The organism is Flavobacterium paronense, from assembly GCF_030409795.1.
Classification (GTDB): Bacteria; Bacteroidota; Bacteroidia; order Flavobacteriales; family Flavobacteriaceae; genus Flavobacterium; species Flavobacterium paronense.
Map to the genome: position 1 here is coordinate 1,365,088 of NZ_JAUFQN010000019.1, position 12,553 is coordinate 1,377,640.

Below are 12,553 nucleotides of genomic sequence, written 5' to 3' on the forward strand. Positions count from 1 at the left end.
ATTCTAAAATGAACCACATAAAAACATAGTGTTTTATAGAAAGCTATAAAATTTTAAAATCTATGTTGCTATGGGGTTAAAAATAACAATATGAAAATTAAAAAAATACAAAACCTAGATAATTTCACAGGAACGATATTAATTCCCGTTTTCGAAACAACTGCCAAAAGTATTGTTCCAATAGAATATCATGGAGTTACAGTATATTCTCAAGTGTTTTACGGTAAAAAAGACACCCATTATCTAGTAGAAAAATACGATTGTACTCATGTATTTATTGGCCTTGGAAAAGAGCAGGATTATAAATCATTAAAAACAATTTTCAGAAGAATTGCTGCTAAGCAAAAAGAAGTTTTTGCTAAAAATGTCATTGTAGTTATTCCAGAATCATTTTTGCCAAATCAAGTTGAAGCTGCAATTTCAGGATTGTTATTAGGAACATATGATTTGGGTCATTATAAGAAAAAAGAACTTCATCCATTTTTGAATACGGATTTTGAATTGAATTATATATCCAATAAAGATATCGAAGAAGCAATAACTAAAGGAATTAAAATCGCCAACGCACAACTTGAAACTTTTGCCTTAGTGGATTTGCCACCAAACAAGATTACACCTAAATATTTAGCCCATTGGGCAACCGAAACCGGAGCAAAATATGGTTTTGAAGTTACTGTTTTTGGGAAAGACAAAGCTACAGAAGTTGGTTTACATTCGTTTCTTTCCGTTGGAAAAGGAAGTGCACAAGAACCACAATTTATCATAATGGAATATAAACCGGACAATGCCAAAAAACACATTGGTTTGGTTGGAAAAGGAATTACGTTTGACACTGGCGGCTTAAATATTAAAACTGCTGGAATGGTTCAAATGAAATGTGATATGGCTGGCGGTGCTGCAATACTCGGCGCGATGCAATTGATTTCCGATTTAAAATTACCAATTCGGGTTACAGCTATTGTGCCTGCTTGTGAGAATTCGGTTGATGCGCTATCGTTTTTGCCTAGTGATGTGATACAAAGTTACGCGGGACATTCGATTGAAATTATTGATACAGATGCCGAAGGAAGATTAATATTGGCTGACGGTTTATCCTATCTAATAAGAAACTATAAACCCGAAACGGTAGTTGATTTAGCTACATTAACAGGAAGTGTTGTTGGAACTTTAGGTTATGAATGTGCCGGATTGTTTACCAATAATGAAGAATTATCAAAAAAGCTGCAACAAGCTGGAGATGCAATTGGGGAACGTTTGTGGCAATTACCGCTCTGGGATGCCTACAAACCTGATATTGAAAGCGAAATAGCCGATGTCAAAAACTATTCAGGTAAACCCGTTGCAGGAGCGATTTCTGCCGCTAAGTTTTTAGAATTTTTTACTGATAATCATACTTCGTGGGCTCATCTTGATATTGCCGGAGTAGCTTTTGGCGATGATGAATTTGCCAAGACAAAACATGCTACAGCCTATGGTGTACATTTAATTACAAATTATATTGAAAATCTATAGCTTATGGAAAATGTTACTAAGAACTTCATTTGTATTTCGAATTATTTTAAAGGAAATGATTTTTTAATCAACCTAAAAAAACAAGGTAATCGTGTTTATCTTATTACTTCAGAAAAACTACGTGACAAGCCATGGGCCTTTGATTATATAGACGAAATATTTTTTATGCCCGGACATGATGTCGATTGGAATTTAGAGGATTTACTTTCTGGAGTAGCCAGATTAATGCGTCACAAAAAAATTGATGGAATTGTTGCTTTGGATGATTTTGATGTAGAGAAAGCGGCGTATTTAAGAGAGAATATAAGAATGCCCGGAATGGGACAAACAACAGGAAGGTATTTTCGTGATAAACTCGCCATGCGGATGAAAGCCAAAGATGCCGGTATTCCAATTCCAGCTTTTAGTGCCTTGTTTAACGATGAAGAAATCAATCAGTTTGCCGATACTGTTGCTCCGCCGTGGGTTTTAAAACCTCGTTCTGAAGCTTCGGCTGCCGGAATTATGAAAGTCCATTCTAAAGACGAATTGTGGCAAAAAATTCATGAATTAGGTGATACAAATCGTTTAAAGTATTTGGTAGAACAATTCAAACCTGGTGCTGTTTACCATTGTGATGGATTAAATTGGAAAGGAAAAACATTGTTTTCGATTACGTCTCAGTATTTGGCAACACCAATGGAAATCTCACAAGGAGGCGGAATTTTCAGAAGTGCCAATATTCCATATGACACGAAAGATGACAAAGAAATCAGGAAAGTGAACGAACAAGTTTTAAAAGCTTTCGGGATGATGCATGGTGCCAATCATACCGAGTTTATCAAATGTAATGACGATGGTAAAATCTATTTCCTTGAAACGGCTTCTCGAGTAGGAGGTGCTCATTTAGCCGAAATGGTAGCTGCGGCTTCTGGTGTTAATCTTTGGGGTGAATGGGCTAAAATTGAAGATTGTTTGGTAAAAAACAAAGACTATAAATTACCAACTATAAAAAAAGAATTTGCCGGAATTGTATTAACGCTTTCCAAATTTGAACATCCTGATTTATCAGGGTTTAATGATACCGAAGTTTGTTTCCGTGTGCCATTAGACTATCATGCCGGTTTGATTGTAAAAAGTGACACGCATGCCAGAGTTCGCGAACTTTTAGATGATTATGCCGAGCGATTAATTAAAGATTTTGCTACAGTTGCACAACAGCAAGCTGTGAATAAACTACATTAATTCGTGGCAAATAAAACCTATAACAAACTTAACTTTCACTCTTACACCTTCTGTATATGGAAAGAAGTATTGTTTAGTGAAATTTCGGATTTAAAAATAAACTATAAAAGTCAATCAGGGAGTCAGTATATCTTTACTGCTGAAGGTTTGTATCGTATTTCCAATCATTGGGGAAGAGTTGCCAATTGTCATTGGAGGCTAATTCCTTTAGCTGATTTTAAGAATCAAAACACCATTGTCGGCTTTGCTAATTGGACTGATTTTTATTCAAATGATGATACTTCAAAACTGTTTTTTATTAAAGTAAATGATCAAACCAATGAAGTTAGTTTCTATCATAAATTGAGTTTACAAAATCAGGAAAAAGTAATCTTGCGAAATGCAAAAGAAACTGCCAAAACGATTCAAATCATCAAAAAAATTTTAACAGAAACCGATTGGTCAAAGTATTTGAAATATGAAGATTTAGACATTTTAAGAAAGGAAATAGTGAATGAACTGGTGAATTCTGAGAAAAGCTTTTTAGAGATTAAGAAACAGTATTTGTAATTACTTCTCAAACATTCCAACTGTTCCGCCAACCCAATCTTTGTCTTTATTAAATTTTACACCAATCATTTCACCACGACTTAAACGTACTAAGTTAGTTACTAGAGTAGGAGATGTCTCGTCTTTTTTCCAAACAGCAAGCAAACGAACTTCGGCTTTGACTTTTCCGTCAGGCGATTGAATGATTGGTTTGTAGTTGACTTTTTTCTGGAGTATGTATAAATCTTTTTCTTTTACGGCTTCAATATCTTCCCGTTTTACATGGAAAATGACACCGCTTCCTGAGAAAGAGAACAGAGGTTTCAAGACATAGTTTTCCAAATCGCTTGGGATTTCTTTTAAGTCTGAAAGCAAGGTAGTTTCTATGAAATATTTGCCTTTTAGATAGGGTAAAATAAATTTACTAATTCTGAAAAACCAATTTGGATGTCCTGCCCATTCAACATCGAGTTTGGAAGAAAAATCAAAGTTCAATTTTAAATCGGTACGTAAGTCCAATTCGTCAAAAATCACACGATTGTAGATTCGTTTTACCAAAATTTCTTCGCCTTTTTCATTCTTATAAAAAAGTTGCTTTCCTTTTTGGTACAAATCTGTTACACAAACTATTGGAATTCCGATATCGCGATGACAATAATAGAAATCAATCTTAGTGTTTTGTTTTTCGGGTTCTACTTCCAACAGAATTACATTTTCTTTTGGATAATTGTTGCAAATCACTTCTTCAATTAATGCCAAATAACTTTCCTGAGTTAATCCGTTTAAGAAAGGCGTCAACTCAGAAAGAAAAGGGTAGTGGTTGATAAACTTTTGCGACAAATGATTTTGAAAATTAAATAAAGAAGGAAAACCTTGTACTTCGATTAGTTTGGGAACGATTTCACCATCTTCTTCACAAATTCCGAAATCAATGGCTAAAAATGTAGTGTGGTTATCTTCGTTTGGTACTTTTCTGTTGAGTTCTAAAGCTCTATTGGTAAGTGCTTTGAAATCTTCTTTTTGAATAAAATCAATCACCTGTTGACATCCTTCAAGCAATTGGTACTTTAATTCATTCGGAATAAAAAATGGAGTTTCTCCAATACGGAACGTTACTTTATAATCAAAATCAGAAGTAATATCTTCAATGAAGTTGTTGTATTTAGCTTCCGAAAAATTGTCATTAAAAAGTTGTCTGTATTTGGAATTCATAGCGAGCTGGTTACTTGACTAATTCGATAATATCTTCTTAGTTTTAATCAAATCATTTATGGCAATACGCAAGAAATTTGGTATAATGGTTTCGTTAGTTTTATAGATTTTAGCTTCATCCAATAAATCTTCGAGCATATCACGGAATTTTGATTTCCCTTTCATGGCAATGATTTTTTCTCTTCTTTCGGCATTCTTTAAGTTTGCAATAAAACTCAAAGCATCGGCCTCGGGATGAAATTGCAATCCAACAAACTGTTCAGTGAAGCGTACGCCCATGATGGCACGTTCATATTCTCTATGTGTTCTTATTTTTTCAAGTGCGATAATTTGTGCACCTTTTTTCTTGAAAATACTCAATTTAGGTTGCACCACTTGATAATCTCGACTGTCAATCGCATAAAAAGGGTTTTGCAAACCTTCTAAAATTGGGTCACTTAGTCCTTCTTCAGTTTTATGGATGGTCATCACACCAAATGAAGTTGATTTTCTTTTTGTTATTTCGGCTAACCCAAAGTGATAGCAAGCCATTTGAAAGGAATGGCAAATAAACAAAACATGTTTTTTTACTTTTTGTTCTTTGTTCCAAATGGTTAATTGATCAATAAAGTCATAGTATTTTAAGTCCCAATTCCCATCACCTTCTAACGGATTTCCGGGTCCACCAGTAGAAATGTAAATATCAAACTTTTCGATGTTTGGAAATTGACATTTTCCGCGAATATCAAATATCTGGAAGGTAACCATTTGGTTAAATCTATTCATAATATCAATGATACAGCGCATTCCCTGATTGGGTTCTCCGTTGTACATGTCTAAAACTGCAATTCTAATTTGGTGACTCATTTTTTATGATTTGGTTATGCAAATATAACGCTTTCAATTATAATCCTCTTGTAAATTCGCTTGTAATCATGTCAACGACTTTGGTCAAATCATGTGTTTGTTCAAAAACTTTTAACTGTTTATCGGCACCGGTTCCTTCTTTCATTATGGTGTGAATGAAATTAATTTGTTCACGGCTTCCCAATTCGTCAACAACATCATCAATAAATTCGAGCAATTCATGAATCAAACATTTGGTATCCACTTCTTTTTGAAGACCAAAGTCAATCATGTTTCCTTCGATACCATAACGGGCGGCGCGGAATTTATTTTCTTTGATTAAAGCAATTCTATAAATATTAAAACTTGTATTGGCCATTGTCAATTTGTATAATTTGGCGACAATAGCCTGAATTATTGCGACAATACACATGGCTTCATCAACGGTCAAACTCATATCGCAAATGCGGAATTCAATAGTATCATAAAACGGATGCAAGCGCAAATCCCACCAAATTTTCTTTGGATTGTCAATGCAATTGGTTTTTACTAAAGTTTCCAGATAATTGTCATAGGATTGAACGCTATCAAAATATTCTGGCAAACCTGTACGTGGAAATTTATCAAATACTTTGGTTCTAAAAGATTTATAACCGGTGTTTCGCCCTTCCCAAAAAGGAGAATTCGTAGATAATGCAAAAATATGTGGTAAAAAATAACAGGCCTGATTCATTAATTGTAAACCAATCTCACGATTTTCAATACCTACATGACAATGCATTCCGAATATCAAATTAGAGCGGGCTGCATCTTGCAATTCATTTACGATATGATGATATCGTGGATCATCAGTTATTGGTTGATCTTGCCAACGAGAAAAAGGATGTGTTCCTGCTCCGCCAACGACTAAGTTTTGTTTAGCTGCCAGTTCAACAATCTTGCTTCGCAAAAATTTGATTTCATTTTTGGCTTCAGATACATTTTTACAAATATTGGTTCCGACTTCTACAACCGATTGGTGCATTTCGGCTTTTACCTGTTCGTTTAAAATGATTTTAGCGCCATCTACAATTTTGGATAAATGAGAGCGTAAATCCCTTGTGTCTGGATCTATAATTTGATATTCTTCTTCTACACCAAGGGTGAATATTGGTAGTTTTTTCGTCATCATTCTTTTCTTTAAGTTGCTACGTAACTAAGTAATTGATTAACTATGTTTTATTTTTGCGTAGCAGAATCTTTAATAAATGTTCCCCATGTCAAATTCGTTTGTCCTGGTTTTTGTTTTTTAGCTGCAGCTATTGCCATTTTAGCAGAAGCTTCTACAACCCATTCGAAATTTTCAGCACCGACTGATGTCAATTCAGCGTCAGGTGCTGGATTACCAAAATCTATTGCATAGGGAATACCGTCACGGACAGCAAATTCAACTGTATTGAAATCGTAACCTAATCCTTTACATAGACGTAGAGTATAATCTTTAACTGTAGCTAATAATTTTTTATCTACTGGTGGACCATCAATTACATAACGCAAATGATGTGGATTTCTAGGTTCGTATTGCATAATTCTAACATCTTTACAACCCAAACAATACACACGGAAATATTCGGTAAACACAATTTCTTCCTGCAAAAGCATTACTAGTTGTCCAGTTTCCTGGTGTTTTTCCCAAAATTCTTCTTTGTTTTCTAATCGGTAAACATTTTTCCAACCACCACCAGCATAAGGTTTCATATAGGCAGGAAAACCGATATAATCAAAAATTCCTTCCCAGTCCATAGGATATTTTAAATTACGGAATGATTTAGAAGTTGTGTCTGTTGGATGTTCAGCCGAAGGAAGAATTACAGTATTTGGCAATGGAACACCGAGTGTATCTGCTAAACAGTTGTTGAAGAATTTATCGTCAGCGCTCCACCAAAATGGATTGTTTATCACATTGGTTCCTGTAAGTGCTGCATTCTTTAAAAAAGCACGGTAAAAAGGAACATCTTGTGAAATTCTATCAATGATTACGGCATATTCACCACCTTTATTTTGAACGACTTTATCAATAGAAACCGCTTCAGCTATAATGCCTTTTTCACCTTTAGAATTTACTCTGTCTATAAATGCTTGTGGATAGGTATCTTCCATTCCAAATAAAATTCCAATCTTTTTCATGTTTATAATGTTTAACTTATACTGTTATTGTTGACTGCTTATTTAGTTTATAGTTCCAGTAACTTAGTTTAGAGTACTGGTTTCAACTTTTGATTATGGTTTAAAAAAATTTAATTCGTGATAAATAATGAGGAAACATTTCTTTCCAAACTGGCCAATCATGTTCTCGGTCCTGACGAATATCCAACCAATGCGGTATATCTCTTTGAGCTAAAATTTTGCTTAATTTTAAATTTGCATCAAAACATATATCCCAATTTGAAGTTCCCAAAACTACATCCATATTCCATAATTCATGGTCATTTAAGCCATGAATATAATCTTCTGGACTGTTATAAAAAACATCATCATCCCAATGTCCATCCATAAAATTTTTGATACTAAAAGCGCCACCCATAGAAAACATATGGCTAACATATCCGGGATGGCGAAAAGCAAAATTAGCAGCATGATAACCACCAAAACTGCAACCTGCAACTACAACTTTTCCGGCTCCAGTATTATTTTTTATACGTTCTACTATTTCGTGACAAAGCATCTTATCGTACCATGTATGATTTTGAATGCGATGAACTGGATGAATATGTTTATTGTAAAAGCTTTCTTTATCAATACTCGAAGGGCAAAATATTTGTATTAGTCCTTGCTCAATATACCATCTGGCACTTTCTACTAGACCTTGGTCTTTGTTTTCATGATAACTTCCCATTGAAGTAGGGAAAAGTATAACCGGATATCCAGCATGACCAAAAACAAGCATTTCGACTTCTTTATTTAAATTGGGTGAATACCATTTAAAATATTCTTGTTTCATAAATTGTTATTAGATTAACAATTATAATAAAAAAAACGTTGTAAAATGAGTAAAAATAAGAAAACTTAAAAGTTTTGCGATATACTTTTTAAAGATATTTAGATATTGAATAATCTTTAATAATTAGCATGAAATTGATAGTTGATTTTAATATTTGTCAATTAACAAACTATTGCTCTATTATTAGTATTTGACTTTTTAATCGTTCAACCAGCATATTCATCATTCGCTTATTCAAATTAGATGATATTTGTATATATTGAGCATATTCTTCTAGGGTAAATAAGGCAATTATCATACCTTTTAGAGCGTTTCTAAACTTAATATCGCGTTGAATAACGTTCTCTACATACATCATTTTTTTTTCGGGTGTCAGACTAAAGAAAACACTTTTTTGTTTTATAGCATAATTGATAAATACTTGAATGAATAAATCATTTTGCATTTTAAGAATAGGGCGGAGGGTTTTATTTTGAAAAATTTCTTCGAATGAAGACTGATTATTAATTGTTCCAAAGGATTCACCTCTGAGTTCAAGTACGTGTGTATCTCTTGCTTCCATTATTTTCTTTTAAAGTTAAAAAAAAACCTCTGTTGAAAAACAGAGGCTTTTTTTAGTTATTAATAATTAATTGTTAATTATTATTTGACTTTAAATATTGTTTTGCGAACTAGACGTCTTGCCCAATCAGATTTCTTATCAACCGAGTCATCTTCACCATTAGATAAGATATTCAATCTAGATTCAGCAATTCCAGCTTTGGCTAAAATCGTTTTAACAGCTTGGGCTCTATCACTAGCCAATTTTTGGTTGTAATCTGTTCTACCAATTTCATCAGCATAACCAGTAATATCAACTGACTTATTCGGGTTGTTTTTCAAGAAATTCAATATGAATCCAATGTTGCTGGCAGAAGCTGCGTTTGGCATTGATTTTCCTGTATCAAAGTAAGCCGCGATATAGCCGTCATTGATTAACTGAAGTACAGCACCTTCGGTTGCTGCTGCAGTAGTGGCAGTGTTATTATTGGAAATAGTATTGTTAACATATTTCTCTAACTCATCTGGAACACCATTAGAGTTTTTATCAACCATTCTTCCTTTAGTATCAACAGCTACACCAGCAATTGAATTTTGTTCAGCATCAAGATAATCTGGCACACCATCTTTATCACTATCGTTCATTAATTCTTCGATTTCTCCAATTTTATTGTTGAGAGAATCTAAACGTTTGTCGTTTTTATCTTGAATAATAGCCCAATCTCCATGAATTTTTCCTTTACCTAAAGCAACTGAAATTCCTAGTGAAGTTCTAAATAAACTACCTGTTAAATTATTTTTAGAATCAGAATCTGAACCATCCCAATTAAAATGCTGTCTAACATTTGAGTTAATAGTTACGTCAGCAAAAAGACTAACATTTTTAAATATTCTAAATTGTGGAGCTAAACCAGCAACAATACCACCATTCCATTCGCTTTTCCCTTTATTTGAATAACCAACTGATGTTGTAATTAAAGGCGTCATACGGGAAACCTGAAATCCAAAGTGAAATAACAATCCAAATCGTCCTGCTTGATTTTGTATGTCAAATAATCTGGTCAAATTTGTAACTCCTTCACCTGATAATTGAATGTGACGCATCTGGAATGGTAAGCTTCCTGAATTATTTTGCTCTTGAAGATTGTCAACATTTAAATTCGATTTAACACCAAATTTTGGGCTAAACATGTATCTCGCACCAATTCCAAAATGATTTATAGCTAAACCTCCAAAAAATTTACCAGGATTGTTTGCGTAATAACCATCAGCATAAGGTTTTGAACCTTTTGCCTGGCCAAATTCCGCTTCAATAGACCATCTATTAAAATATTCCCCAACAAGTTCTTTATCAGGATTAACCGTAATAAGTTCTAAATCTTTTTTGTTTTTCTTATTGTCTTTTTGGGCATTGGATGATAAAGTAATAAAAAAAACGGGTATCAATAAAAGTAGGTAATTCTTCATATAGTTTGATTTGCAATTATTAATTAAATGTTAAAATCGATACAAATATATATTTTTCCAATTAAAAATCAAGTTTTTTATGCTTTAATAATTCAATGTTTAAAATTATTCTACAAAATTACTCTTGTCAGAAGGCATTTCATAGATTTCTAAATCAAAAAAGCGTATCGAAGCAAAAATATGGTCAAAAATATCAGCCATAATATATTCATAATTTTCAAAGCGTTTATCATTAGAAAAAGTGTAAATTTCCAAAGGAATGCCTTGTGGTGTTGGTTGCAATTGACGACAAAGTAAAATCATATCTTTATTTAATCCAGGATATTGACTCAAGTATTGTGTGATGTATTTTCTGAACAAACCAAAATTTGTCATATTTCTACCGTTTATTAAAAGCGTTTTGTCAACTTGATATGTCTTGTTAAACTTATCGATTTCGGTTTGACGTAGTTCTATATAACTGGTAACGAGCTGAATTTTTTTCAATTCTTGGAGTTCTTTTTCATTTAGAAAACGAATACTGTTTACTTTAATTAGAATATGCCTTTTTATCCGGCGTCCATCCGAATTTAACATGCCACGCCAGTTTCTAAAAGAATCTGAAATCATGCTATAGGTTGGAATTGTCGTCGTAGTGTTGTCAAAATTTCTAACTTTTACAGTAGCTAAATTAATTTCAATAACGTCACCATCAGCACCAAATTTGTCAAACGTTATCCAATCACCAATACGAACCATATCGTTTAACGAAACTTGAACACTAGCAACAAATCCAAGTATAGTGTCTCTAAATATTAAAATTATAATGGCAGAAACTGCTCCAAAAGTACCAAGCATCGTTCCGGTTGTGATGTCGAAAATTTTGGAAACGACAAAAATAAAAGCAAAAATCCATAGCACTATCATAATTACTTGGATGTAACTATCAATAGGTTTGTCGCTATATCTCGGGTTTAGTTTTAAATAATCTCGCAGCGCATGGAAAACTGTTTTTATAATCCACAAACTTAAGAGTACAATATATATTTCAACAAGTTTCCCGAAAATAGATTCCCAATACACAAAGTTTTCCAAAATTATTGGAACACATTTATATATAAAAAGCAGTGGAATTAAATGTGCAATATATTTAGCTGTTTTATTAGAAACTAATAAATCATCAAATCTTGTTTTGGTTTTTCGAGCAACAATAATCATTGTTCTTACCAATACAAATCTGAAAACCAAAAAAATGATATAGGAAAAAATAGAAAGAATAATAATATTGATAACCAAACTTAAATAAGCAGAAATTGTTTCTCCTAAATCCAGTTTTTTTAAAAGCGGATAACACCAACTAAATATTTTTTCGACGAGTTTATGCATTTCTCAAGTATTTTTTTTCAATATAAAATGTTCCAAAAGGAATTATAGAAGCAACTGCAACGATTCCAAATTTCTTTCCGCTCCAACTTTCTTCAAATTTAAGCATGATTGCCATGATGATGTATCCAATAAAAAGCAAACCATGAGTCATTCCGATGGGTCTGATATAACTTGGATTTTCAAACATATATTTCAATGGCATAGCAAAGAAAAATAATAATAACAATGAAATTCCTTCGAGTAAAGCAATGATTTTAAAAAAACGAAGCATATATTTAATTTTATGAAGCAAAAATAGCGATTATCATTTATTATAGAAGCCAAGAACCATAAAGTAATTTACTTTTGTACTTATAAAATTTAATAATGAGTAAACGCGATTTAAAAAAATACTTACACGAGCTCAATAAAGAGCAACTAGAAGAGCAAATAATTGAATTATACAACAAGTTTAGTGATGTAAAAGTCTATTATGATTTTGTGTTTAATCCTAATGAGGATAAATTAATTAGAGAAGCAAAGTTTAAAATATCCAATGAATATTATCCTGTCAAAGGTAAAAGGGCGAAAATGCGTCGTTCTGTAGCTCAAAAATTCATCAAGCATTTTATAATACTTGGAGTAGATGTTTTCATCATTGCTGACATCATGCTTTATAATATCGAAATAGCTCAAACATTTTCTGCTGAAAAGACTATCAAACAAGAATTATTTTTCAAAAGTATGCTGAGTTCTTTTCAACAAGCGATTAGTTTTATGATGGGACATGGAATTTTAAGTGAATTTCAGAGTAGAGTAGTGGCTATAAAGGATGAAACTATTTGCCAAAATTGGCTTAACCAATATGAATTCAATGCAATAGTGGAACGCTTTGAATATTAAATTTTTGTAAATAACCAA

The 12,553-nt window shown here is 32.8% G+C and carries 13 protein-coding genes; 4 read left to right on the plus strand and 9 right to left on the minus strand.

The window, feature by feature from the left end:
* The first annotated feature begins 90 nt into the window (after positions 1–90).
* From QWY90_RS07330 to QWY90_RS07340, 3 genes are read left to right on the plus strand one after another with little or no spacing between them, the layout of a single operon-like run.
* A complete protein-coding gene (locus QWY90_RS07330; RefSeq protein WP_290285223.1) occupies positions 91–1,512 on the plus strand; it encodes a leucyl aminopeptidase family protein in 1,422 nt (473 codons plus the stop codon).
* 3 nt (positions 1,513–1,515) lie between these two features.
* A complete protein-coding gene (locus QWY90_RS07335) occupies positions 1,516–2,736 on the plus strand; it encodes an ATP-grasp domain-containing protein (protein WP_290285224.1) in 1,221 nt (406 codons plus the stop codon).
* 3 nt (positions 2,737–2,739) lie between these two features.
* Positions 2,740–3,285, plus strand: a complete 546-nt coding sequence (locus QWY90_RS07340; protein WP_290285225.1) for a hypothetical protein — start codon at positions 2,740–2,742, stop codon at positions 3,283–3,285.
* Here QWY90_RS07340 and QWY90_RS07345 read toward each other — a convergent pair whose 3' ends face one another.
* The 9 genes from QWY90_RS07345 to QWY90_RS07385 all read right to left on the minus strand — a co-directional run bounded on the left by QWY90_RS07345 (position 3,286) and on the right by QWY90_RS07385 (position 11,924).
* The gene (locus tag QWY90_RS07345) at positions 3,286–4,476 is read right to left on the minus strand and encodes a hypothetical protein (RefSeq protein ID WP_290285226.1); all 1,191 of its coding nucleotides are present in this window, start codon (positions 4,474–4,476) and stop codon (positions 3,286–3,288) included.
* A gap of 18 nt (positions 4,477–4,494) precedes the next feature.
* Positions 4,495–5,322 (minus strand): type 1 glutamine amidotransferase, encoded by an 828-nt coding sequence (locus QWY90_RS07350; RefSeq protein ID WP_290285227.1) that lies wholly within the window; start codon positions 5,320–5,322, stop codon positions 4,495–4,497.
* Positions 5,323–5,359: 37 nt separating this feature from the next.
* Positions 5,360–6,469: a carboxylate-amine ligase gene (locus QWY90_RS07355; RefSeq protein ID WP_290285228.1), complete on the minus strand. Its 1,110-nt coding sequence runs from the start codon at positions 6,467–6,469 to the stop codon at positions 5,360–5,362.
* Between the two features lie 50 nt (positions 6,470–6,519).
* Positions 6,520–7,467 (minus strand): ATP-grasp domain-containing protein, encoded by a 948-nt coding sequence (locus QWY90_RS07360; protein WP_290285229.1) that lies wholly within the window; start codon positions 7,465–7,467, stop codon positions 6,520–6,522.
* 100 nt (positions 7,468–7,567) lie between these two features.
* The gene (locus QWY90_RS07365; RefSeq protein WP_290285230.1) at positions 7,568–8,281 is read right to left on the minus strand and encodes an esterase family protein; all 714 of its coding nucleotides are present in this window, start codon (positions 8,279–8,281) and stop codon (positions 7,568–7,570) included.
* A gap of 169 nt (positions 8,282–8,450) precedes the next feature.
* Positions 8,451–8,843 carry a glyoxalase gene (locus QWY90_RS07370; protein WP_290285231.1) on the minus strand — a complete coding sequence of 131 codons (393 nt, stop codon included), beginning with the start codon at positions 8,841–8,843 and terminating at the stop codon, positions 8,451–8,453.
* An 80-nt stretch (positions 8,844–8,923) separates the two neighbouring features.
* Positions 8,924–10,288 carry an OmpA family protein gene (locus QWY90_RS07375; protein WP_290285232.1) on the minus strand — a complete coding sequence of 455 codons (1,365 nt, stop codon included), beginning with the start codon at positions 10,286–10,288 and terminating at the stop codon, positions 8,924–8,926.
* Positions 10,289–10,393: 105 nt separating this feature from the next.
* Positions 10,394–11,653 (minus strand): mechanosensitive ion channel family protein, encoded by a 1,260-nt coding sequence (locus tag QWY90_RS07380; RefSeq protein ID WP_290285233.1) that lies wholly within the window; start codon positions 11,651–11,653, stop codon positions 10,394–10,396.
* Positions 11,646–11,924, minus strand: coding sequence for a DUF3817 domain-containing protein (locus tag QWY90_RS07385; RefSeq protein WP_290285234.1), 279 nt, complete (start codon positions 11,922–11,924; stop codon positions 11,646–11,648). Before QWY90_RS07385 ends, QWY90_RS07380 begins: the two co-directional genes overlap by 8 nt.
* Before the next feature lie 95 nt (positions 11,925–12,019).
* Between QWY90_RS07385 and QWY90_RS07390 the strand changes: the two genes are divergently transcribed.
* Complete coding sequence (locus QWY90_RS07390) at positions 12,020–12,535, plus strand: DUF6155 family protein (protein WP_290285235.1); 516 nt, start codon at positions 12,020–12,022, stop codon at positions 12,533–12,535.
* Positions 12,536–12,553 lie beyond the last annotated feature (18 nt).

What these genes read in the sequence shown, in the direction of transcription:
- QWY90_RS07385 (WP_290285234.1), bottom strand. Translation starts at nt 11,924, where the DNA reads ATGCTTCGTTTTTTTAAAATCATTGCTTTACTCGAAGGAATTTCATTG.
- QWY90_RS07330 (WP_290285223.1), top strand. Translation starts at nt 91, where the DNA reads ATGAAAATTAAAAAAATACAAAACCTAGATAATTTCACAGGAACGATA.
- QWY90_RS07360 (WP_290285229.1), bottom strand. Translation starts at nt 7,467, where the DNA reads ATGAAAAAGATTGGAATTTTATTTGGAATGGAAGATACCTATCCACAA.
- QWY90_RS07365 (WP_290285230.1), bottom strand. Translation starts at nt 8,281, where the DNA reads ATGAAACAAGAATATTTTAAATGGTATTCACCCAATTTAAATAAAGAA.
- QWY90_RS07355 (WP_290285228.1), bottom strand. Translation starts at nt 6,469, where the DNA reads ATGACGAAAAAACTACCAATATTCACCCTTGGTGTAGAAGAAGAATAT.
- QWY90_RS07370 (WP_290285231.1), bottom strand. Translation starts at nt 8,843, where the DNA reads ATGGAAGCAAGAGATACACACGTACTTGAACTCAGAGGTGAATCCTTT.
- QWY90_RS07390 (WP_290285235.1), top strand. Translation starts at nt 12,020, where the DNA reads ATGAGTAAACGCGATTTAAAAAAATACTTACACGAGCTCAATAAAGAG.
- QWY90_RS07380 (WP_290285233.1), bottom strand. Translation starts at nt 11,653, where the DNA reads ATGCATAAACTCGTCGAAAAAATATTTAGTTGGTGTTATCCGCTTTTA.
- QWY90_RS07335 (WP_290285224.1), top strand. Translation starts at nt 1,516, where the DNA reads ATGGAAAATGTTACTAAGAACTTCATTTGTATTTCGAATTATTTTAAA.
- QWY90_RS07345 (WP_290285226.1), bottom strand. Translation starts at nt 4,476, where the DNA reads ATGAATTCCAAATACAGACAACTTTTTAATGACAATTTTTCGGAAGCT.
- QWY90_RS07350 (WP_290285227.1), bottom strand. Translation starts at nt 5,322, where the DNA reads ATGAGTCACCAAATTAGAATTGCAGTTTTAGACATGTACAACGGAGAA.
- QWY90_RS07375 (WP_290285232.1), bottom strand. Translation starts at nt 10,288, where the DNA reads ATGAAGAATTACCTACTTTTATTGATACCCGTTTTTTTTATTACTTTA.